Annotated in this window: 19 protein-coding genes; 7 read left to right on the top strand and 12 right to left on the bottom strand. The window is 72.5% G+C overall.

What is annotated here, in order from left to right; genetic code table 11:
* Positions 1–227: 227 nt before the first annotated feature.
* Complete coding sequence (locus C4T42_RS07200) at positions 228–3,554, bottom strand: DNA translocase FtsK (protein WP_103984954.1); 3,327 nt, start codon at positions 3,552–3,554, stop codon at positions 228–230.
* A 485-nt stretch (positions 3,555–4,039) separates the two neighbouring features.
* Here C4T42_RS07200 and C4T42_RS07195 point away from each other — a divergent pair, with 485 nt between their 5' ends.
* From C4T42_RS07195 to C4T42_RS07185, 3 genes are all read left to right on the top strand, one after another.
* The gene (locus tag C4T42_RS07195; protein WP_020092737.1) at positions 4,040–6,103 is read left to right on the top strand and encodes an NAD(+) synthase; all 2,064 of its coding nucleotides are present in this window, start codon (positions 4,040–4,042) and stop codon (positions 6,101–6,103) included.
* Between the two features lie 115 nt (positions 6,104–6,218).
* On the top strand, positions 6,219–6,449 hold the full coding sequence (locus C4T42_RS07190) for a hypothetical protein (protein WP_020092738.1): 231 nt from the start codon (positions 6,219–6,221) through the stop codon (positions 6,447–6,449).
* Between the two features lie 272 nt (positions 6,450–6,721).
* Entirely contained in the window at positions 6,722–7,132 is a 411-nt protein-coding gene (locus tag C4T42_RS07185; protein ID WP_020092739.1) for a PilZ domain-containing protein, read from the top strand.
* Positions 7,133–7,148: 16 nt separating this feature from the next.
* Here C4T42_RS07185 and C4T42_RS07180 read toward each other — a convergent pair whose 3' ends face one another.
* Positions 7,149–7,586 carry an HIT family protein gene (locus tag C4T42_RS07180; RefSeq protein ID WP_020092740.1) on the bottom strand — a complete coding sequence of 146 codons (438 nt, stop codon included), beginning with the start codon at positions 7,584–7,586 and terminating at the stop codon, positions 7,149–7,151.
* A gap of 160 nt (positions 7,587–7,746) precedes the next feature.
* On the opposite strand from C4T42_RS07180, the gene C4T42_RS07175 reads away from it, so the two are divergent.
* Positions 7,747–8,706 carry a cation diffusion facilitator family transporter gene (locus C4T42_RS07175; protein ID WP_020092741.1) on the top strand — a complete coding sequence of 320 codons (960 nt, stop codon included), beginning with the start codon at positions 7,747–7,749 and terminating at the stop codon, positions 8,704–8,706.
* Positions 8,707–8,740: 34 nt separating this feature from the next.
* Here C4T42_RS07175 and C4T42_RS07170 read toward each other — a convergent pair whose 3' ends face one another.
* Entirely contained in the window at positions 8,741–9,700 is a 960-nt protein-coding gene (locus C4T42_RS07170) for a LysR family transcriptional regulator (protein WP_020092742.1), read from the bottom strand.
* A gap of 107 nt (positions 9,701–9,807) precedes the next feature.
* Here C4T42_RS07170 and C4T42_RS07165 point away from each other — a divergent pair, with 107 nt between their 5' ends.
* Both C4T42_RS07165 and C4T42_RS07160 read left to right on the top strand, forming a co-directional pair.
* Positions 9,808–10,530, top strand: a complete 723-nt coding sequence (locus C4T42_RS07165; RefSeq protein WP_020092743.1) for an SDR family oxidoreductase — start codon at positions 9,808–9,810, stop codon at positions 10,528–10,530.
* A gap of 53 nt (positions 10,531–10,583) precedes the next feature.
* Positions 10,584–10,982, top strand: a complete 399-nt coding sequence (locus tag C4T42_RS07160; protein ID WP_020092744.1) for a nuclear transport factor 2 family protein — start codon at positions 10,584–10,586, stop codon at positions 10,980–10,982.
* 27 nt (positions 10,983–11,009) lie between these two features.
* Here C4T42_RS07160 and C4T42_RS07155 read toward each other — a convergent pair whose 3' ends face one another.
* The 7 genes from C4T42_RS07155 to C4T42_RS07125 all read right to left on the bottom strand — a co-directional run bounded on the left by C4T42_RS07155 (position 11,010) and on the right by C4T42_RS07125 (position 18,943).
* Positions 11,010–11,864: an SDR family oxidoreductase gene (locus tag C4T42_RS07155; RefSeq protein ID WP_103984953.1), complete on the bottom strand. Its 855-nt coding sequence runs from the start codon at positions 11,862–11,864 to the stop codon at positions 11,010–11,012.
* Between the two features lie 10 nt (positions 11,865–11,874).
* Positions 11,875–12,054, bottom strand: a complete 180-nt coding sequence (locus C4T42_RS07150) for a DUF1328 domain-containing protein (RefSeq protein WP_010685332.1) — start codon at positions 12,052–12,054, stop codon at positions 11,875–11,877.
* A 136-nt stretch (positions 12,055–12,190) separates the two neighbouring features.
* Entirely contained in the window at positions 12,191–13,570 is a 1,380-nt protein-coding gene (locus C4T42_RS07145) for a chloride channel protein (RefSeq protein ID WP_020092746.1), read from the bottom strand.
* 119 nt (positions 13,571–13,689) lie between these two features.
* Entirely contained in the window at positions 13,690–14,007 is a 318-nt protein-coding gene (locus C4T42_RS07140) for a hypothetical protein (RefSeq protein ID WP_081636466.1), read from the bottom strand.
* A 268-nt stretch (positions 14,008–14,275) separates the two neighbouring features.
* Positions 14,276–15,664 (bottom strand): deoxyribodipyrimidine photo-lyase, encoded by a 1,389-nt coding sequence (locus C4T42_RS07135; RefSeq protein ID WP_020092747.1) that lies wholly within the window; start codon positions 15,662–15,664, stop codon positions 14,276–14,278.
* 596 nt (positions 15,665–16,260) lie between these two features.
* Positions 16,261–17,673 carry a phosphatase PAP2 family protein gene (locus C4T42_RS07130; protein WP_020092748.1) on the bottom strand — a complete coding sequence of 471 codons (1,413 nt, stop codon included), beginning with the start codon at positions 17,671–17,673 and terminating at the stop codon, positions 16,261–16,263.
* A gap of 136 nt (positions 17,674–17,809) precedes the next feature.
* Complete coding sequence (locus C4T42_RS07125) at positions 17,810–18,943, bottom strand: TRAP transporter substrate-binding protein (RefSeq protein WP_234081260.1); 1,134 nt, start codon at positions 18,941–18,943, stop codon at positions 17,810–17,812.
* A gap of 147 nt (positions 18,944–19,090) precedes the next feature.
* Here C4T42_RS07125 and C4T42_RS07120 point away from each other — a divergent pair, with 147 nt between their 5' ends.
* A complete protein-coding gene (locus C4T42_RS07120; RefSeq protein WP_103984952.1) occupies positions 19,091–19,660 on the top strand; it encodes a protein-tyrosine-phosphatase in 570 nt (189 codons plus the stop codon).
* 24 nt (positions 19,661–19,684) lie between these two features.
* On the opposite strand, the gene C4T42_RS07115 is transcribed toward C4T42_RS07120, so the two are convergent.
* Together C4T42_RS07115 and C4T42_RS07110 are read right to left on the bottom strand one after the other, a co-directional pair.
* Complete coding sequence (locus tag C4T42_RS07115; RefSeq protein WP_026604861.1) at positions 19,685–20,821, bottom strand: branched-chain amino acid ABC transporter substrate-binding protein; 1,137 nt, start codon at positions 20,819–20,821, stop codon at positions 19,685–19,687.
* Positions 20,822–20,971: 150 nt separating this feature from the next.
* Positions 20,972–21,907 (bottom strand): polysaccharide biosynthesis/export family protein (locus tag C4T42_RS07110; protein ID WP_103984951.1); only part of this gene is annotated, 936 nt, incomplete at its 5' end.

The following is a 21,907-nucleotide window of genomic DNA, read 5'->3' as shown; positions in this document are numbered from 1 at the left end:
GAAACAGAGGTGGGCGGGCCGCTGCGGACGCCTTGCCGTCCCCTCGTCTTCGCGAGCGGAGCGAGGCAATCCAGGTGCGCCACGATACCGGAGGTAGCGCTACTCTGGGTTGCTTCGCTCCGCTCGCAGAGACGGGGCGGGTTTCGCAGCCCCCTTTTTAGAACCTCGCCCTGTGGCGAAGATGCGACGTCCGGGCCGCCCCGTGGCGAGGCGGCCCTGACAGCGTCTCACTCGTCGTCGTACATCCCGGCCGAGCTGTGCGTCGCCCCGGCGACCAGGATCTCGCGCTTGCCGGCGTGGTTGGCCGGGCCGACGATGCCCTCGATCTCCATCCGCTCCATGATGGAGGCGGCGCGGTTGTAGCCGATCTGCAGGCGGCGCTGGATGTAACTCGTCGACGCCTTCTGGTCGCGCAGCACCACCTCGATCGCCTGCTTGTAGAGGTCGTCGGAGTCGCCGCCGCTCGCCGCCGCGAAGGCGCCGATGTCGAAGACGGGGGCCTCTTCCTCGGGCTCGTCGGACCGCTCGGCCTTGTCGGCCGCGGCCGCCTTGCCCCGGCCGGACCGGCCGCCCTCCTTGGCGGGCTCCTCGGGCGAATCGTCGGCGGTGACGGCGTCGAGGTAGCTGGGGCGGCCCTGGCGCTTGAGGTGGGCGACCACGCTCTCGACCTCGCTGTCCGAGCAGAACGGCCCGTGCACCCGCGTCGTGCGCCCGCCCCCGGCCATGAACAGCATGTCGCCCTGGCCCAGAAGCTGCTCGGCGCCCATCTCGCCCAGGATCGTGCGGCTGTCGATCTTGCTCGTCACCTGGAAGCTGATCCGGGTCGGGAAGTTCGCCTTGATCGTCCCGGTGATCACGTCCACCGACGGGCGCTGGGTCGCCATGATCAGGTGGATGCCCGCCGCCCGCGCCATCTGCGCCAGGCGCTGGATCGCTCCCTCGATGTCCTTGCCGGCCACCATCATCAGGTCGGCCATCTCGTCGACCACGATCACGATGTACGGCAGCGGCGCCAGGTCCATCGCCTCGTCCTCGTACACCGCCTCGCCGGTGTGGCGGTCGAAGCCGGTCTGGATTGTGCGCGTGATGGTCTCGCCCCGGTCGCGGGCCTCCTTCATGCGGGCGTTGTAGCCGTCGATGTTCCGGACGGCGATCTTGGCCATCTTCTTGTAGCGCTCTTCCATCTCGCGCACGGCCCACTTGAGGGCGATGACCGCCTTCTTGGGGTCGATGACGACCGGGGAGAGCAGGTGCGGGATGCCGTCGTAGACCGACAGCTCCAGCATCTTCGGATCGACCATGATCAGGCGGCACTCCTCGGGCTTCAGCCGGTAGAGCAGCGACAGGATCATGGTGTTGATCGCCACCGACTTGCCCGAGCCGGTGGTGCCGGCGACCAAAAGGTGCGGCATGCGCGCGAGGTCGGCGATGATCGGCTCGCCGCCGATGTTCTTGCCCAGGCACAGCGCCAGCTTGTGCTTGCTCTCGGCGAAGTCCGTCGAGGCCAGGAGCTCGCGCAGGTAGACCGTCTCGCGCTTGGCGTTCGGCAGCTCGATGCCGATGGCGTTCCGGCCGGGCACGACCGCGACGCGGGCCGAGACCGCCGACATCGACCGGGCGATGTCGTCGGCGAGGGCGATCACGCGGCTGGACTTGGTGCCGGGGGCGGGCTCGAGCTCGTAGAGGGTGACGACCGGGCCCGGCCGCACCGCCAGGATGTCGCCGCGCACGCCGAAATCCTGGACCGTCTGCTGCAGGTTGAGGGCGTTCTGCTCCAGCACGTCGGCGTCGACCTCCTCGCTGCCGCCGGGGGCCGGCAGGGCGAGCAGTTCGAGGGACGGCAGCTCGTAATCGGCGTTCTCGATCGGCGCGATCTCGAGGTGGCGGCCGGCCGGGATCAGGTGTGCCCGCGGCGCCACCAGGGGGACCGACGCCGGCGCGGGGGCCGGCAGGGTCGCGACCTCGATCGCCTCGACGGCAGCGGCGACCGGCTCGGCCTCGACCCCGATCTCCGCCTCGATCTCCGTCTCGACCGGCTCCGGCTGCGGCGCCAGCTTGCCGCGGAGCAGGACCGGGCGCGGCGTCATCGGGATCACAACGCGCTCGGCCTCGGCGCGCGCGGCGACCGGCGCGGCAACGACCGGGGCGGGACCGGCTTCGGGCACGGCCGGGGGTGCTGGCGGGACGGCGGTCGGCTGGCCAGCCGCGCGGATCGCCGCCCGGGCCGCCATGGCGCTGAGAGCCGGCGCGCGGCGGGGCGCCTCGGACGCGGGGGCGGCCGGAGGCTCCGCCGCGGCGCTGCCGGGGCCGAAGACCAGCGACAGGCCGGACGCGGCCGGCGGCGCGACGGGCGGCAGGAAGGCGCTCCGGATCGAGGCGGCCTCGTCCATCCGCTGGCCGGTCTCCGTCCCGTTATCCTGCCCGTCGGCGGGACGCGGCGGCTGGTCGAACCGGACGAGCCGGTCGAGCACGTAGACCGGCCGCGGCGGCAGCGACCGCAGGTGCGAGATATCGAGGGGCATGGAGACGAAGCGCTCGTCGGACGCCGCCGGCGCCGAGACGGCGGCCGGGGTCGGCGCGACCTCGGCGGGCTGCGCCTCCAGGGCCGACCAGGCATCGACGGACGACCAGTCGGCGCCGTCGAACCAGGGCTGGACCTCGGACCAGTCCGGCAGGTCCGACCAGTCGCGGGCCGGGGCCTCGGCGACCGTCTCGACCGGCGCGGCGGCGACCAACGCAGCCGCGACCGGGGCGATCGCCGCCGTGGAGGCGGCCAGCTCGACCGCGGGCCGGACCGGGCGGCGGTCCGGCGTGCGGAAGAAGCGGACGCCCGGCGGCGCGACGAAGGGCTGGCGCCACAGCGGCACCGGCTCCGCGTCCGGCGCGGCGGCTTCGGGCAGGGCCGGCACGGCTGCGGCGCGCTCGGCCGCCTCGGCCGAGATCCGCGCGCGCTCGACCCGCTCCTGCTCGGCCTCTTCGCGGGCGGCCCGCTCGGTCTCCAGGGCGAGGGCAGCGGCCTGCGCCTCGGCACGGGCGCGCTCCAGGGCGACGCGCTCGGCCTCGAGGGCGCGCTGGCGGCGCTCCTGCAGAACCGAATCGGGGGTGCGGGTGTAGCGCACCGCCGAGGGCGCGGCCGGCGCCGGCGCGGCGGCCGGCGTCGCGACGTGGTCGGTCACTTGGTGGGCCACATGGCCGGCCGCATAGCCCGCGAGCGGAGCCGCGGCCGGCGCGTAGTCGGGGGCGATGGCGGCGGGGCGGCGCGGCTGGCGCACCAGCACGCCCGGCGACGAGGCGCTGCGGTCGATCCGGCTCTCGAAGATCGGGGCGTCCAGGGCGTCGAGGCTCGCCCGGTCGTCGAAGACCTGGGCCGGCCAGTGCGGCTCGGGTGCCGCGGCGCGCGGGGCGCGCTCGGAGCCCTCGCGGCCGACCATCGCGCCCGGCGGGGTGAGCCAGCTCGGCTCGGCCCGGCGCCCGGGCGCGCCGTAGGACGGACGGGCGGGCAGGCCCGCGGGAGAGCCGGAGAGGCGGCGGGTGAGGCTCGCGCGGAGCGCCATCAGCCGGTGCGCCAGGGCTCCCAGGGAGAGGCCCGAGCGGTCGCCGCCGCGGACAGGGCGGGCGGGGTCACGGTGGGAGTACGGAGGCCGTCCCGATGCGCGCATGGGTTCTCAGACGATACTCGAAACAGGGATCCGCCGACGCGCGGCGGCTGTTCCTGAGTTAGGCCATTCGTCGTTAATGGAGGCTTGCCGCCGGTCGCGGTGCGGAAACCATGCGGGACGATCGGCCCGGCGCTCCGGCCGGCCCCCGCATCGCCGCGACCGTGCCGTGACCGCCGCCGGGGGCCGTTTCGACCACGAAATTTCGAGGTAACGACGCCCCATGGACTGGAAATCGCGATCTGGGCCCCGTCCCGATCCGCCGCAGCGCAGTCTCTCGCGATGACGTCGGGAACCGGCCAGGGCGCGAACAGACTCCGCGCTGCCCCCCGCCCGCGTCCGCTATAGTAACCCGCAGCCACCCCTCACCCGGACAGGTGCCCGTGTCTCCAGCCACCTCCGAATCGCCGGCGCGCTTCCGCTCCCTCTACCGCCACGGCTTCGCCCGGGTCGCGGCCTGCACCGGCCGGAGCCATCCGGCCGAGCCCGAGCGCAACGCCGACGTCGTCCTCGACCTCGCCCGGACCTGCCACGATTCGGGCGCGGTGCTGGCGGTCTTCACCGAGCTCGGCCTCTCGGCCTACGCGATCGAGGACCTGCTGCTCCAGCAGACCCTGCTCGACGCGGTCGAGGCCGCGGCCGCCCGCGTGATCGCCGACTCGGCCCGTCTCCGGCCGCTGCTGATCGTCGGCGCGCCCCTGCGCTGGCGGCACCGCGTCTACAATTGCGCGCTCGCCATCCAGGGCGGCCGCCTGCTCGGCGTCGTCCCGAAGACCTTCCTGCCGAACTACCGGGAGTTCTACGAGAAGCGCCACTTCGCCTCCGGCGCCGGGATCGTCGGCGAGACCGTCCGGGTCGCCGGTCAGGACGCGCCGTTCGGCACCGACCTGCTGTTCCCGGCCGAGGACCTGCCGGGCCTCGTGGTCGGGGTGGAGATCTGCGAGGACCTGTGGGTGCCCGAGCCCCCCGGCATGCGCGCCGCGCTCGCCGGCGCCACCGTGCTGGCGAACCTCTCGGGCAGCCCGATCACGGTGGGCCGCGCCGAGTCGCGGGCGCTCCTGTCCCGGGCGGCCTCGATGCGGGGCGCCTGCGCGTATGTCTACGCGGCGGCCGGCCAGGGCGAATCGACCACCGACCTGTCCTGGGACGGCCAGACCAGCGTCGACGAGCTCGGCGTGCGCCTCGCCGAGGGCGAGCGCTTCCCCGAGAAGCCGGTGACGACGCTGGCCGACATCGACCTCGACCTGATCGCCCAGGAGCGCCTGCAGGCGGGCAGCTTCGACGACGACGCGCGCGGCCGCGCCCTGCCCTATCGCCGGGTGCCGTTCCGGCTCAACCCGCCCGAGGCCGATCTCGGCCTGATCCGGCGGATCGAGCGGTTCCCGTTCGTGCCGGCCGACCCGTCGCGCCTCGCGCAGGATTGCTACGAGGCCTACAACATCCAGGTCGCCGGCCTCGCCAAGCGCCTGGAGGCCACCGGCACCCGGAAGGCCGTCATCGGCGTCTCGGGCGGCCTCGATTCGACCCACGCGCTGATCGTGATCGCCAAGGCCTTCGACCGCCTGGGATACCCGCGCTCGGACATCCTGGCCTACACGCTGCCGGGGTTCGCCACCTCGAACGCCACCAAGACCAACGCCCACGCGCTCATGAAGGCGCTGGGCTGCACGGCCGCCGAGATCGACATCCGCCCGGCCGCCAAGCAGATGCTCGCCGACATGGACCACCCCTTCGCCAAGGGCGAGGCGGTCTACGACGTGACCTTCGAGAACGTGCAGGCGGGCCTGCGCACCGACTACCTGTTCCGGCTCGCCAACCACGCCGGCGGCATCGTGGTCGGCACCGGCGACCTCTCGGAGCTGGCGCTCGGCTGGTGCACCTACGGCGTCGGCGACCAGATGAGCCACTACGCGGTCAATGCCGGCGTGCCGAAGACGCTGATCCAGCACCTGATCCGCTGGGTGATCGGCAACGGCGAGGTCGGCCCGGACGAGGCGCGCACGCTCCAGGCGATCCTCGACACCGAGATCTCCCCCGAGCTGGTGCCGGTCGACCAGGACGACAGCCCGCAGAGCACCGAGGGGACGATCGGCCCCTACGCGCTGCAGGATTTCAACCTGTTCTACACGCTCCGGTACGGGTTCCGGCCCTCGAAGATCGCCTTCCTGGCGCTGCACGCCTGGGGCGACCGGGAGCGCGGCACCTGGGCGCCCGACTTCCCGGAGACCAAGCGGGTCGCCTACGACCTCCCGGAGATCCGCCGCTGGCTCGGGGTGTTCCTGAGCCGCTACTTCGGCTTCAGCCAGTTCAAGCGCTCGGCGCTCCCGAACGGGCCGAAGGTCTCGGCGGGGGGCTCCCTGTCGCCCCGGGGCGACTGGCGCGCGCCCTCCGACGGGTCGGCGCGGATCTGGATCGACGAGTTGAACCGAAACGTCCCTGAAACTTGACCGTCACAAACTCGACCGATTGTGCCATTATGAGCACGGTCAAGCCGATTCTTCGCAATGCGAAATCTTGTATTGGGAAAATTGGCTTCGAGGGCGGCCAGGCGGAGGACTTCGGATGCGAAGCTACAACCTGTTCCAGCTCAAAGGCGAGGAGGGCCTCTGCTGCGCGGTGCCGGAGGCCAGCACGGTCCCGCCCTTCATCGGCGCGGGTCGCTGGACCTTCGGCGGCAAGCTGGGCGACGGCGGCCGGCAGCCCCTCGACTTCGACGGGCGGGCCGCCGACACCGCGGTGCGCTTCAACGGCTTCTACCTGTTCCAGACCGTGGACCGGCGCTTTATCGCCTGAGCGGGCCCCGTCCGTCACGGCGAGCAGGCCGGCGTCGGGACGATCGGCGCGGCGCTGCCGGGTCGCCGCTCCGGCCACGGAACGACGAACCGAAGTCGTCGCGGGTAAATTGGACCGGCCCGGGGCGCGGACTCGCTCTTCCGGAGCCTTGGCGGCAGCACGTTACCGGTATCGAGCCCTATAGCGGGCCTCGACTCGGCGATCGCGACCAAGATTCCTTAAGGGCTCGCGTGCAGGTTTCGCGGAACCGTCAGCTGTCCGGAGCCGCCCGCATGTCGGAGCATCGCAGAGAGGCGCGCCAGAGGGTCTTCCTCAAGGGCCGCATCGTCTTCAACAACGGGTCGTCGAGCCTCGACTGCCTGGTGCGCGACATGTCCCCCACCGGCGCGCGCCTCGTGATGAGCGAGGCCACCACGCTTCCGGACGCGTTCGATCTCTACATCCCGCAGAAGGACCGGACCTACCGGGCCACCCTGCGCTGGCGCCGGGAGGACGGAATCGGCGTGACCTTCGAGGCGCCGGCCCGGGCCGGCACCGCGCCCGCTTCGCCCGATCCGGCCGCGACGGACGCCTCCGTGACCCTGCTGCTGAAGCGCATCAGCGAGCTCGAGACCGAGAACGCCGCCCTGCGCCGGCTGCTCGCCAGCATGGCCCAGTCGGGCGACTCGGCGAGCGCGGCCTGATCCTCAGGCCTGGGCGTCAGGCCTGAGCCTCGAGCGCCGCGCGGATGCGGGCGGCGTGCTCGGCGAGGACCCCGCTATCGGCCATCCCGCCCTCGTGGCGCTTCAGCGGCACGCCCTCGCGCCGCGGGATGACGTGGACGTGCAGGTGGAAGACGGTCTGGCCGCCGGCCGGCTCGTTGAACTGGAACACGGTCAGACCCTCGGCCCGGAACGCCGCCTTCACGGCGCGGGCGACCTTCTGGACGCTCGCCATCAGGGCGCCGAGCGAGTCCGGGTCGGCGTCGAGCAGGCCCCGGGCCGGCGCCTTCGGGATCACCAGCGTGTGGCCCTCGCCCTGGGGCATCACGTCCATGAAGGCCAGGGTGTGGGCGTCCTCGTAGACGCGGTGGCAGGGGATCTCGCCCCGCAGGATCTTGGCGAAGATGTTGTCGGGATCGTAGCGGGCGTCGGCCATGCTGCCTCCGGACTCCTTGAGCGGCCGCAGGTTGCACGGGGCACCGGCCCGCGTCCACACGGGAACAACCTGCGCGCCGCGACGCTTGCATCGCCGCGGCGGCGGCGCCGTGCCGGGGTCCGAGAGCCCGGTGTCCCCCAGACCGCGCAGGGAGTTCCGGATGGCGCACGAGAGCACGGGAGCGATCTACGCGGCGGCGGGCGCCAACCTCGCCATCGCGGCGGCGAAGTTCGTGGGCGGGGCGCTGACCGGCTCGACCGCCATGCTCGCCGAGGGCGTGCACTCGGTGGTCGACACGGCGAACCAGGTGCTGCTCCTCGTCGGCATGAAGCGGGCCGAGCGCCCGGCCGACGCCCGCCACCCGTTCGGCTACGGCCGCGAGATCTACTTCTACGCCTTCGTGGTCGCGCTGATGATCTTCCTCGGCGGCGGACTGTTCGCCGTCTACGAGGGGATCGAGCGGGTCCGCCATCCCGAGCCGGACGTCGATGCCGAGCTGTTCGGCTACCGCCTGCCCGGCCTCTGGGTGAACGTCGCGATCCTGGGCTTCGCCATCGCGGCGGAGGGTACGTCGTTCTTCGTTGCGATGCGCCAGTTCTGGGCCGAGAAGGGCAAGCACTCGGCCGTGCGGGCGATCCGGCGCAGCAAGGATCCGACCCTGTTCACCGTGCTCGCGGAGGACACCGCCGCCCTGATCGGCCTCCTGATCGCGCTCGCCGGCGTGGCCCTGTCACACCTCCTGGAGATGCCGAGCCTCGACGGCTGGGCGTCGGTCGGCATCGGCCTCGTGCTCATCGGCATGGCGGCGTTCCTGATGGTCGAGACCCACGGCCTGCTGATCGGCGAGGCGGCCGATCCCGAGGTCGTGGCGGCGATCGCGGAGCTGGTCCGCGGCGAGCCGGGCGTGGTCCACGTCAACGAGGTGCTGACCCAGCACCTCGGCCCGTCCGACATCCTGGTCAATCTCAGCATCGACATGACCGACGATCTCAGCGCCGGCGAGGTCGAGAGCCTCGTCACGCGCCTCGACCGGGCGCTGAAGGCGCGCAGCCCCGACGTGACCCGGGTCTTCATCGAGATCCAGCAGCAGGGCGACCACAAGGTCCGGGCGGCGGCCTGAGGGGTGCCGCCTCGCCGGCGCGCACGGACCTCTGTCAGGCGGCCGCACCGGGCGTCGGGGCCGGCGCGAGCACGCCGTCCCAGGGGACAGGCGACGGGAAGACCTCGTCGAGGAAAGCGAGGAACGCCCGCACGTTCGGGCTGCCGCGCCGGCTCTCCGGCCAGAGCGCCGTGAAGGCCGAGCGCTCGACCGCGAAGTCCTGCAGGATCGGGATGAGCGCGCCCCGCCCGACATGCGGTGCGGCGATGTAGGTCGGCGAGATGCCGATACCGCCACCGGCCACCAGCACCGCCGTCACCGCGTCGCTGAAATCCGCGACGATGCCGGTATCCGGCGTGATCTCGACCCTGCGGCCGCCCACGTGGAACGGCCAGCGCAGGGCCTGCCCCGTGCTCTGGAAGCGGAAGTTCACGCAGTCGTGGTGGACCAGATCGTCTGGATGCCGCGGCGTGCCGCGCCGCGTTAGATAGGCCGGGGCCGCGAAGGCGCAGACCCGGTGCGGCGCGAGGCGGCGCGAGACCAGCCGGGAATCCGCGAGGTCGCCGACCCGGATCGCGACGTCGATGCCCTCCTCGATCAGGTCCACGAAGCGGTCGCTCAGGCGCAGGTCGACCGACAGCTTCGGATGGCGCGCGCGGAAGCGCGGCAGGGCCGGCGCGAGCAGGTGGACGCCGACCGGGATCGACGCCGCCACCTTCAGGGTGCCGGCGGGCTCGGAGCGTGCCGCGACCGCCGCCTGCTCGATCGCCTCGGCCTCGCGGAGGAGCCGCAGCGCGCGCTCCTGCAGGTCGCGCCCCTCCGGCGTCAGGGTCAGCGAGCGGGTGGTCCGGGTGAAGAGGCTCACGCCGAGCCGCGCCTCCAGCCGCTGCACGCTCTTGCTCACCGCCGAGGGCGAGATGCCGAGGGAGCGGGCGGCCGCCGAGTAGCTGCCGAGGGAGGCGGAGCGGGCGAAGGCGACGATGCCCGTGAGCCGGTCGAGGCCGATCTGTTCCATGACGGCACGACTGAAGCGAAGAGCGGACCGATTATCAAGGAGGGGTCGCTGGCCCAATCTCCCGTCCATCGGCGCCGCGCTGGCGACGACCGGCCAGGTTTCCCGCCATGAGCAGCACCCTTCAGGATCGCACCGTCGTGGTCTTCGGTGGCACCTCGGGCATAGGCCTCGCGGCCGCCCGCCAGGCCAGGGCGGCGGGCGCGGAGGTCGTCGTCATCGGCCGCCAAGCGGCGGGCGCCGAGCGCGCCGCGGCGGAGAACGGCTTCGCCGGCTGGCGCGCCGCCGACGTGACGCGGCCCGAGACGATCGCGACCGCTCTGGCCGACATCCCCCGCGTCGACCACCTCGCGCTGCTGGCCGGGACCTTCGTGGCCGGCAGGGTCCTCGAGGCCGAGGTCGAGCACCTCGCGCGGGCCTTCGACGAGCGAATCTGGGCTGCCATTCATGCCCTGCGCGCCCTCGGCGGCCGGCTCGCCGGGGACGGCTCGGTCACCCTCATCTCCGGCGCCCTGGCGGACCGCCCGAGCGCGCAGGGGACCGCCGTGCTGGCGGCGGCGTCGGCCGCGATGGAGGCCTTCGCCCGCGGCCTCGCGCTCGAACTGGCACCGGTGCGGGTGAACGCGCTCTCGCCCGGCACCACCGACACCCCGCTCCTGGCCCGCACACTCGGCGCCCACCGCGACGCCTACGTGGCCGGGCTGACCGAGAGGCTGCCGCAGAGACGCCTCGGCACCGCCGAGGAGGCCGGTGCCGCCGTCGTCTTCCTGATGTGCAACGGCTTCATGAACGGCGAGACCCTGCACATCGACGGCGGCGGCCGCCTGATATGAGCCGCCGGCCGCCGCGCGGCACGCCCGACAACCCCCTTCGAAGGAGACGCGCGATGTCCGACGGCACGGAGGCCGCGCCGGCGGCAGAGCCCGACTACGACCGGCTGCTGCGCGCCAATCTCGCGCGGATCTTCAACGCGCGGGACGCCGGCGCGCGGGCGGCCGCCCTGGCCGAGCTCTACGTGGCCGAGCCGACCCTGTTCGAGCCGGACAACGTCGTGCGCGGGCGGGCCGCGATCGCCGCGGTCGCCGGGGCGCTCCTGGACCGGTTCGGGCCGACCTTCCGCTTCGTGCCCGTCGGCACGGCCGCCGGACACCACGGCGTGGGATCGCTGCGCTGGGAAGCCGGTCCGGCGGGCGGCCCGGTCGCGGTCACCGGGACGGACGTTGCCGAGATCGTGGACGGCAGGATCGCGCGACTCTGGGTGCTGCTCGACCCGCCGCCCCCCTGAGACCGCCGCCACCGAACGCTCCGATCTTCAGTCGCTCCGGCCCACCTGCCGGAGGCTCAGCGCCCAGAGCCGCTCCTGGACGGCCTCGTCGCGGCTCTCGGCCGAGGAGACCTTCGGCCGACCGTGGGAGAAGTATCGGCCCGTGACCCCGTCCAGGCCCGGGTCGCTGGCCACGTGGAGGGAGGTCCGCGCGCCCTTCTCGGGCGTGATCAGCAACGGCCGCATCAGCGCCCAGGCCGCGCCGAGCAGGCCGCCGGTGTTCTTGGCGAAGCCGGTATTGACCACCCCCGGATGGACGGCGTTCGCCGTGATGCCGCTGTCGCGCAGGCGCCGGGCGAGCGCGTAGGTGAACAGCACGTTGGCGAGCTTGGCCTGGGCATACGCGCCCATCGCCCGGTAGCGCCGGGCGCCCTCGACGTCGTCGAAGTCGATGTGCCCCCGGTAATGGGCCGCCGATGCGACGTTGACGATCCGCGGCTTCCCGCCCGCCGCCGCCGCGTCCTTCAGCGTGTCGAGGAGTTCGAGGGTCAGGAGCACGTAGCCCAGATGGTCGAGCGCCCAGGTCCGCTCGATCCCGTCGACGGTCAGCGTGCGCCGGTCGAAGATCGCGCCGGCATTGTTCACCAGCACGTCGAGGCGCGGATAGGCCGCCCGCAGGATCCCGGCGAGCCGGCGGATCTCGGCCTGCGCGGACAGGTCCGCGCGGTGCGGCTCCACGGCGGCGCCGGGCACCGCGGCGCGGATCCTGTCGGCACAGGCCTGCAGCTTCCCGCTGTCCCGGCCGACCATGGCGACCCGCGCGCCGAGGCGCGCGAGACCGAGGGCCGTCTCGTAGCCGATGCCGCCGGTCGCCCCGGTGACGAGGCAGACCGCGCCGCGCACCGCGCCGGCCTCAGAACACCGCCTGGCCGACCGCGAAGGCAATGACCACGATCACGATGGCGATGAGCAGGAACAGGCCGAACAGGATTCGGGCCAGCGAGCCGGCGCCGGAGGCGATGCCGGTGAAGCCGAGACCGCCGGCGATCAGCGAGATCACGAAGCAGATGAGGGCCCATTTCAGAAGGGTCATGGCGTCACTCCGGCTGCGCCCCGGCGCGGGGCCTGATGCTGCTGCCTCAACCGACGCCAAGCGAGACCGTTCCGCGGATTCCGGACCGGTCCGCTTTTATTCTTACCCGCGTCCGGCCGCTCGGTCGGGGACGCGGTCAGCCGGTCTTCGCCACGGGCTGCGCCGGCACGTCGGCCCGTTCCAGCATGATCTCCGCCAGCGTGTGGTAGAGGCCGCCGCGGCAGATCGCCTTCGAGGCCGCGTCGGCCAGGAGCGCCGCGACCATCAGGGGGATCACCATCGCGTGGTTCTGGGTCATCTCGGTGACGATGACGAAGCTGGTGATCGGCGCCTGCAGCACGCCCGTCAGGTAGGCCACCATCCCGATCAGCACGACGGCGCCGACGGGCATGCCCGGCAGGAATCCGTGGACCGTGCCGCCGAGGCCGGCCCCGACCGCCAGGGACGGCGCGAACAGGCCGCCCGGGATACCGCTGATCGAGCTGAGCACGGTGGCGGCGAATTTCAGGGGCGCGTAGGTCCAGCCGGCCGTCGCGTCGCCGTGGAGGATGGCCTTGGCCTCCTCGTAGCCGGTCCCGTAGGCGGCGCCCCCGGAGGCGAGGCCGCACAGGGCGACGCACAGCCCGCAGGCCGCCGCGAAGATCACGGGCCGCTTCCGGATCATCCGTCCGGCCGCGCCCGGCAGGCCGCGGGCGAACAGGATGACGAGGCGGCTGAACAGGCCGCCCGCGAGGCCGCCGACCACGGCGATCAGCGGCACGATCCAGCTGGCCGCCAGCGGCAGGGCGGCGTCGGTCGTCCCGAAATAGGTATAGTTGCCGAGGAGCCCGAGCGAGGTCAGGCCCGCGGCCACGATCCCGGCCACGATCAGGCCGGAGGAGCGCGCCTCGTAGGCGCGTCCCAGCTCCTCGATGCCGAACACGATGCCGGCGAGGGGCGTGTTGAAGGCCGCAGCGACCCCGGCCGCGCCGCCCGCGAGGAGCAGCCCGGGCAGGCGCTCCGGGGTCAGGCGGCCGAAGGCGGCCATGATCGCGGCGCCGACCTGCACGGTCGGCCCCTCGCGGCCCGCGGAGGCGCCGCAGAACAGGCCCAGGAACAGGACCAGCACCTTGCCGAAGGCCACGCGCGGCGAGATCAGCGAGTAGCGGAAGCCGGTATCCCGGGCGTGGCGGGCGGCGATCACCTGCGGGATGCCCGAGCCCTGCGAGTTCGGGAAGACCGTGAGGGCGAGCAGCGCCGCGAGGGCGAAGCCCGCGGGCGTCAGCACCAGGGCGATGAGCGGCGACGGCGCGGTGAGCCGCCGGAACCCGTCCTGCGCGAGGTCGGCGCCCTTGGCCATCAGCACGGCGGCGAGGCCCACGCCGATGCCGCCCACGAGGAAGAGCAGCCGCCCGCGCCAGAGCGGATAGGCCTCCATCGAGGCCGACCGCAGGCGCATGATCGAGCGGCGGTAGCGCGACCGTTGCGGGGGCGGAGCATCCGTCGTGTCCCGCACCTCGTCCCGCTTCTCGACCATGAAAGAGCACCTCGTCCGCGCAGTGAGAGCGGACGCTATAGCGCAATGGTCAAGGAAAGGCCCCCTGCGCGGGACGGCCGAGGGCCGGCACCGGCGTGCCGGCCCCGCCGCTCAACCGATCACCACCTGTGGTGCCAGGCGGCCCGATGCCAGCCGCCGTGATGGTGCCAGCCCCAGGGGCGATGCCAGCCCGCGTGGCGCCAGCCCCACCGATGGTGCCAGCCCCAGGGACGGCCCCAGGGACGGCCCCAGCCGTAGGCCACCGGCCGGGCGTAGTAGACCGGGCGGTACGCGTAGGGGCGCCAGTTCGGCTTGCACCAGCCTGACCAGCCCCGGTGGAAGCCCGGGCCGCAGCCCTGGGCAGCCTCCGCCGTACCGGCCGTGGCGGCCAAGGTTCCGAGCGCGAGGAGTGCTGCGCCTGCCAGCTTCATCCGCATCGTCGTCCTCCGTTCAGTTTCGAGCAGCGCGATGATCCGGCCCCGGTCCGACCGAGTTGTCGCCGGATCATGTCCGGCCGTCCGCGACGGGCCGGAAGTGGGCTCGAAACATCCGAGGCCGGGGAAGCGTTTCTTCACGAACCTGTGCGCGCGAGACGACTGAGCCTCCGCGGAGACAAGCGTCGCAATACGCTGCCGCCCGGTCCGGTCATCGTGCGACGATTGCGAGGATACCGAAGCGCCCCAGCGGCCGCGCGGCCGTCCCGCCTCAGCCCTCGGCGGCGCAGAGCTTCTCCACCGCCCGCACATACGCCTTGGCGTCGAACTTCTTGAGCGAGTTCTCGCTCTGATAGCGGACCGTGCCGAAGATCTCGCGCCTCTGCCAGGGCCGGTCGTGCAGGCCGTACACCCAGGCGACGTTGGTGAAGGAGTTCGGATCGCGCCCGTCGAGGAAGTAGCGGTTGTTCAGGCGGAGCGTCCGCGCGAAGCCCTCCTCGGGCGACGGGGACCATTCGAGGATCTTCTTGCCCCAGTACATCCGCAGCTGGTTGTGCATGTAGCCGGTCTCGCGCATCTCGCGCATCGCGGCGTTCCAGTAGCGGTCGTGGGTCTCGCCGGCGGCGAGCTGCGCCTCCGAGTAGGCGTGGGGGCGCTCGTCCTTCGCGTGCTCGGCCAGGGTCTTGCGCGCCCAGTCCGGCACGGCCCTGTCGTAGGCGTCGTAGCCCTCCGTGTAGAAGACGTGGTTCATGGCGAGCTCGCGCCGGACGATCAGCTCCTCCAGGTAGGCGCCGCGGTCGTCGGCATCGCCGACCTTGGCCTCCCGCACCGCCAGGGCGATCTCCACCGGCGAGATCTGCCCGAAATGCAGGTAGGGGCTCATGTGCGAGGCGGCGGCCGCCTCCGGCATGTTGCGCCCCGCGCCGTAGCCCGAGAACCCGTCCTTCAGGAACGCCTTCAGGCGCTTGCGGGCCTGCGTCTCGCCGCCCGTGAAGCGCTTCACCGGGCCGACCTCCCGGTCGAGGGTCATCCCGGCGAGCACCGCCTCCGGATCGGAGACGTCGATCGCGCTCTTCAGCGTCAGGCGATCGGCCGCGCACTTCACCCGGCGGGGTTTCAGCGCCGCGAGGAACGGGTCCCACAGCCGGTTCAGCTTCGGCCTCAGCGTCCGGGCGGCGTACTCGTGCTTCGGCGAGGCCGTCTCGACGGGCACGACGACGTCGCCCTCGACCTGGACGATCCGCGTCTTCACCGACTTGGCGATCTCCCGGTACCAGCCCTTCTGGATCGCGAGGTAGCCGCGGTCGAGCACGAGGAGCGCGGCGTCCTCGGCGAGGGCGATGGCGATCTTGGCGGGCGAGCACTTGCGCATGACGAAGCCGATCCCGCGCTTCTCCAGGCCTGCCTTCGCGTCCGCGAGACCCTGGAGCAGGAAGGCGTAATGCCGGGCATTGGCCTCGGGAAAGCCGCTCGCGCCGTCCAGCAGGCCGAAGCAGGCGACGACCGGCAGATCGAGGCGGTTTCCCTCCTCGATGGCGAGTTCGAGAGCGGGATTGAACGTCGCCCGGTTGGCCTGCTGCAGGAGATACAGGACGTAGGCGCCGTCTTCGCGCGGCTCGACATCGTTGAGGATCCGGATCCGTTCGCCCTGGATCGCCATGCTCACCTGCTCCTTGCTTGGCGCGCCGCGCCGGAACCTTGGCCGGAGAAGGTAGAGCGGGCGGGATTTTCGTCCGTCCGGACCGGACGGATGAAAAGCCGCAGTCGAGGCGACGGGCCGAACTCCGGCGCCAGCCGCCAAAACCCCGCCTCATCAGGGACTTGCACGGCGATCGATCGGTCCCGCCCGCGACAATGCAGGTTTCGATCGCGCTCGACGGCCTGCGACATTTTCAACACAGGCGGGAAGTGACGCGTGCGCGAGCGCACGAAAGGACAGCCCTGCTGTCCTGATGCTCTTGAATTTTCCGTCGAGGAGCGCAGATTGTGCAGCGCGGGAAGGCGATGGCGTCGCCCTTCCGCAGCCCTTCTTGGGCGTTTCCTCCCTAGACTTCGGGCCGCTCCTTCGGGAGTGGCCTTTTTTCTGTCCGGAGCAGGCGCGGGCCCCGGTCCGGCCCTTCTACGGGCGCGTTGAGGGGCAGCGCGCTTCCCGCGCAGGCGGGGCGCCCGGGGCGCGACGGACCCCTCTCCGGCGGCTCTGCCTCTCTAGGACATCCGCGCCCGCCGGCGATCCGACAGGCCCTCGGCCACGGCGTGTCAGCGCGTCGCGCTGGACCCCGCCCGGCTCGCCGCCAGCGCGGCGGCCTTGCCGCCCGCCGTGTAGAGGTCGAGGCGCGCGTAGACGCCGAATTCCGAGCCGTCGTCGAGGAAACCGCCGCCCGGCCCCTGCGTCTCGGTGAGGATCGCGTTGGCCTCGTCGAGCGTCAGCGCCGGGAAGGCCGCGGTCAGCAGGTGGCCGGCCTCCGGCGCGATCTTGCCCACGTCCTCCCGCCGGCCGGCGGTGTCCGGATGCACCACGGGCAGGCCGTAGGTCTGGGTCGCCGCGTAGAAGGCGGCGTTGGCGGCCGCGTCCTTGAACCGGCCGCTATCCTTCGCCGCACAGGCCGCCACCGTGTCGCCGCAGCCGGCCTTCAGCGCCTCGGTCATCGCCGCGCGGGCCTCCGTCAGGAGCGCCCGGTAATCCGTCACGCCGACCGTCCTGTCGGCCTCGGCGGACGCCTTGTCGAGGACGGCCGGGTTCTTCCGGATCTGGCCGACATAGGCCGGATCGTTGGCGAGCAGGTGCGCGAGGGCGTGCAGCGAGGTCGCCCGGCCGCCCAGCACGTCCATGGCGTAGTGGGCGCCGACGATGATCCGGTCGTTGCCGTACTCGGCGGCGCGGGCGACCATCTGCTGGTAGCGCTCGGGCACGAGGAGCGCGAGCACCATGGACTCGGTGTAGCCGTAGGTGGTGTGCCCGCTCGGGTAGGACGGGCTGTTCACGAGGTCCTGCGAGGGGCCGCGCAGCCAGTCGAGGCTGTCGGACGCGTCACCGAAATAGTCCTTGCCGCGATACGAGAGGAGGCGTGGCAGGGTCTGGAACGGCCGCGAATTGCCGTAGCGGTCGGCGCCGGGGCTCCCGGCCGGCCGGTCGTAGGCCTTGCCGAAGACGTCGGTGACGGCGCCGTTCGACAGGATCGCGGCGGCCTCGTCCGAGACCGGATGCTTGCCGTTGGTCGTGGCGTTGGCGAAGAAGTACTTGCCGGAATTCGAATCCGACTTGGTCACGTTGTTGGTGTAGCCGATCAGGTTGGCGACCGCCGGCGCGATGCTGGTGAAGGTCTTGTAGTCGCTGTAGGTCGCCTTGGCGTAGTAGGCCTGGGCCAGCGTGGTGCCGAGGCCGTCGGCGAGGTTGGCGGCGTTGCCGTCGGTGATGAAGCAGTCCCGGAGGGCGAGCTGCTGCTGCTCGGGGAACGGCAGGAGCGTCGGCTGCTGCAGCGCGCCGCTCTGGATGTCGCCGGTGACCCGCAGGTTCGCGTCGAGCGCCGCCTTGCCGTCGGGCGTCGTCTGCAGCCGGGCCACCGGGACCAGCCCGCGCAGGGCCGACAGGTTGGCGGCCGACTGTGCGAAGGCCTGGAGGGGCAGCGCCGCCCCGAGCAGAGCCAATCCGACCCGCAGCGTCCCGAACATGCAGCCCTCCCCTCGCCGATGCCGTGCCGGACGCTAGAGCCGTTCCCGATCGCGTGGCAATCGGGCGCGGCCCCGACGTCCCCATCTTTGAAGCGCCCCCGGGGCGCCGCGCCGGCCTCCGGCGGCGGCGCGCGCCTCAGCCCCGCGCCCGGGCGCGGATCATGAAGTTGTCGTAGGTGTACTCTGCCACCTGGAACCAGAGGTACTCCTCGTTGCGGAAGGTCCGCATCGCCTCGTAGACGCGGCGGAAATCGGCGTTCTTGGCGGCGATCTCGGCGTAGACGTCATTGGCGTTCTTGAGGGCGGCCTCCATGACGTCCTGGGGGAACGGCCGCAGCTGCGCGCCCCCGGCCACCAGCCGGCGCAGGGCCTGCGGGTTGCGGGCGTCGTACTTGGCCTGGACGTCGGCGCCGACTTCGGCCGCCGCGGCCCGGAGGATCCCCTGGTAGGATTTCGGCAGCGCCTTCCACTTCTCGGCGTTGAACCAGAAGTGCAGCAGGGCGCCGCCCTCCCAGAAGCCGGGATAATGGTAGATCGGTGCGACCTTCTGCAGGCCGAGCCGCTCGTCGTCGTAGGGCCCGATCCACTCGGCGGCGTCGAGCTTCTTGCTCTCCAGGGCCGCGTAGATCTCCGGGCCCGGCACCGCCTGCGGCTGGACGCCGAACTTGGCGAGCACCTGGCCGCCCATGCCGCCGATCCGGAACTTCAGGCCCTGCAGGTCCGCGAGGGTCTTGATCTCGCGACGGAACCAGCCGCCCATCTGGGCGCCGGTGTTGCCGCCCGGCAGGCAGACCAGCCCGGCCTTGGCGAAGACCTCGGCGAAGAGTTCGGCGGCGCCGCCCGCCTGCCACCACGCGGCGGCGCCCCGGGCGTTCAGGCCGAAGGGCACCGCGGTGGCCAGCGCGAAGGTCGGATCCTTGGCCATGCCGAGGGTCGCAGGACCGTGTCCCATCTCGACAGTGCCGGCGGCCACGGCGTCGAGCAGGCCCTCGGCCGGGACCGGCTCGCCGGGGCCCTGGACCTGGATCTGGAAGCGCCCGTCGGTGGCCTCCGCGACGATCCGGCTGAGCGCCTCGGGGGCGCCGTACAGGATGTCGAGGGTCTTCGGGTAGGCGGAGGACAGGCGCCAGCGCAGCTCCGGGGCGGACTCGGCCCGGGCCGGCGCGGCGAGCGGCCCGGTCAGGGCCGCGGCGGCGCCGAGGCTGGCGGTCAGCACGCTGCGGCGCCGCGTCCCGGCCGCGGGGGATCGCGCGAGGTGAGGTTCGTCCAACGGCATCTCGTCCGAGCAGGTCCGACCCGTCCGGGCCGGATCGGGGGTCGCAGGTAGCACGTGCGTGCCGGTTCTCGAAAGCCGCGGGCGGCCCGGGCAGTTCCGTGGCGCCTCGAAACCGGACCGTGCCCGTGCTAGGCGCCCGGGATGCGAACCGAGCCAGCCGTCACCCTGCACACCGTCTGCGGCCTGGAGGAACTGGCCGGCCACGGCGCGCGCGGCGTGAGCCACGTCCTGTCGCTGCTCGATCCCGGCACGCCGGAGCCCGCGGCCTTCACCGCCTACGGCGCCCACGCCCGCACGACCCTCCGGTTCCACGACTGCCTCGGCCCGGGCGACGGTCTCGTCCCGCCCGAGCCGGAGCACGTCGCGGCGATCCTGGATTTCGGGCGGGCGCTCGACGGGGCCGGCCATCTCCTGGTCCACTGCCATTACGGCCTGTCGCGCTCCACGGCGGCGCTGCTGACCCTGTTCGCGCAGGCCGAGCCGGACGCGTCCGCCGCCGCCCTGGTGGAGCGGATCCACGCCCTGCGCGAGCCGGCTTGGCCGAACGCGCGCATGATCGGCTACGCCGACGCGATGCTCGGGCGGGACGGGGAACTCAGCGCGGCGGTGCGGCGGCTGCACGCCCTGCAATTGCGGGTCCGCCCGCATCTGGCAGAGCTGCTGCGCGGCCTCGGCCGCGGCGCGGAGGTCGAGGCCGCAGAGACCTTGTGAGGTTGCCTGTGCGGGGTCCGCCCCTCACTTGCCGGCCGGCGTGAAGCTCCCGTCCTTCCACACGTAGAGCACGTAGCCCTGGGCGGTGACGTCGCCCTTAGCGTCGAAGCCGACGGTGCCGAGCACGAGATCGAAGCGCTCGGTGTGCAGCGCCTGCGCGATCGGCCTCGGCTCGGTGGAGTGGGCGAAGTTGCCGGCCGCCACCAGCGCCTGCATGGCCGCGTACCCGTAGATCGTCGAGCCCGTGGGATCGACGCCCTCGGCCTTGAAGGCCTTCACGACGGCCGCGGCGGCGGGCTGCCGGCTCGGGTCGAGGTAGAAGGTCATCAGCACGCCGTTGCTGGCCGATCCGGCGATCTTGGCGAAGTCCGGCGTGGCGATGGCCGAGGTACCGAACCATTGCGGCCGGAAGCCCCGGTCCGCCGCGATCTTCACGAGGCGGCCCATCTCGGCGGCGTCGCCGCCGTAGTAGACGACCTCGATCCCCGCGCCCTTGAGGCGGTCGACCAGGGCGGCGTCGTCGGCGTCGCTCGGCGAGAACGACAGGAACAGCGCCTCGTTCACGCCAATGCGGTTGAGGTTGTCCTTGGTGGCGGCGGCGAGGCTGCGCGCCGCCGGCGTCTGGTCCTGGATCAGCGCGATCTTCCGGTCGCGGAACCGCTCGGCCAGCACGGCGGCGGACAGGCGGGCTTGGTCGTCGTCGCGGCCGCAGACCCGGAAGATGTTCGGCAGCCCCCGGTCGGTGAGCCGGGCCGCCACCGAGGCCGCGGTGATCATCACCACCCCGTTCTGGGCGTAGATGTCGGAGGCCGCGATGGAGGCGTTGGAGCAGACATGGCCGACGACGAGACGGACGTTCGACCGGACGAAGTGGTTGGCCACCGCCATGGCGGTGTTCGAGTCGCAGGCATCGTCCTGCACGTCGAGGGTCACGGGCTGGCCGTCGAGGCCACCCATGGCGTTGGCGTCCCGGGCGGCGGCCTCGACGCCGCGCAGGACCTGCTCGCCGACCGCCACGTAGGGACCAGACCGCGGAACCGCGACGCCGACCACCACGTCGGCCACCGCTTGGGTGGCCGGCAGGAGCGCGAGACACAGGCTCAGGGCGATCAGTGCGGGCCGGAGCGGCCCGTGGGCGGGGACGAAACGTCCGATCTTCATCGGGCTCTTCTGGGCATCCTTGCGCGACACGTCGGCGCGACGGCGGATGCGGCTCCATAGCCTCGATCCCGCCCCGCACCCAGTGCCCATACGCGAGGACGCGGCGAAACGCGATTTTTTTCCGCGGCGGTCCTGTCGACGACCCGGTCCCTACTTGGCGTAGGCGTAGGCCGTCGCGGCGGAGGCGACCGGTCCGGTGACGCCGTTGAAGGCGGTGAGGACCTTCTGGACCTCGGTGAAGGGCGCGTTCGACACGTAGATCAGGTCGCGGTTGCGCATCCGGAACGCCTGGGACACGAACAGGCTGTTGGGGTCGCGCATGTCGATCCGGTAGACCACCGGCACCAGAGGCGTGCCCAGAAGCTTCGAGCCGGGGCTGAGCCGGCGCACGACGCTGGCGGGCTCGAACCGGAAGATGAACGTCCCGGCCGGGTCGGCGGCGAAGTCCGACAGGCCGCGCGCCTTGGCCAGCGCCTGCGCCAGCGTGATGCCGTCGGCCTGGAACGGCAGCTCGGTGCTGTTGCCCAGCGCGCCCACCGCGATGAAGGTCTGCGGGTCGCGCACGAGCGTCAGCACGTCGTTGGGCCGCAGGTAGATGTTCTCACGCGGGTTCGACACCACCGTGGTCAGCGGCACGGTCGCGGTCACCGGCCCGCGCGAGAGCCGCACGAAGGTCTCGTTGACCGGCGCGCGGTTGCCGCCGGCGGCGGCGATGACGTCGAGGATGCGGTCGCCGTGGCCCGAGAGCGGCAGGCGGGCGCCGGCGGCGCCCTCGCCGGTGACGGTGACGGCCTGGGAGATCGGGCGGGTGACCGAGACCAGCACCTGGGGCTGGATGGCCTTGCCGGCGAGTTCGTTCTCGATGAGCGCCTGCACGTCCTGGGTGCGGCGGCCGGCGACCTTGATGCGGCCGGCATAGGGCACCGAGATGGCGCCGTCGCGCCCGACGGGCTGCTCGGGGATGAGGGCGGACTTGGATCCGGCGGAGAAGCGGTCGGCGACGAGGGGTCCGGAGAACAGGCCGCCGGATCCGGCTTCCCAGACGGAGACCGAGACCATGTCGCCGATGCCGATGACCGGCTCGGA

Source organism: Methylobacterium sp. 190mf (genome assembly GCF_900107945.1).
In the GTDB taxonomy this organism is placed as follows: Bacteria; Pseudomonadota; Alphaproteobacteria; order Rhizobiales; family Beijerinckiaceae; genus Methylobacterium.
Note: the sequence above shows the minus strand (reverse complement) of the source record. Positions and strands in the feature narration are given on the sequence as shown.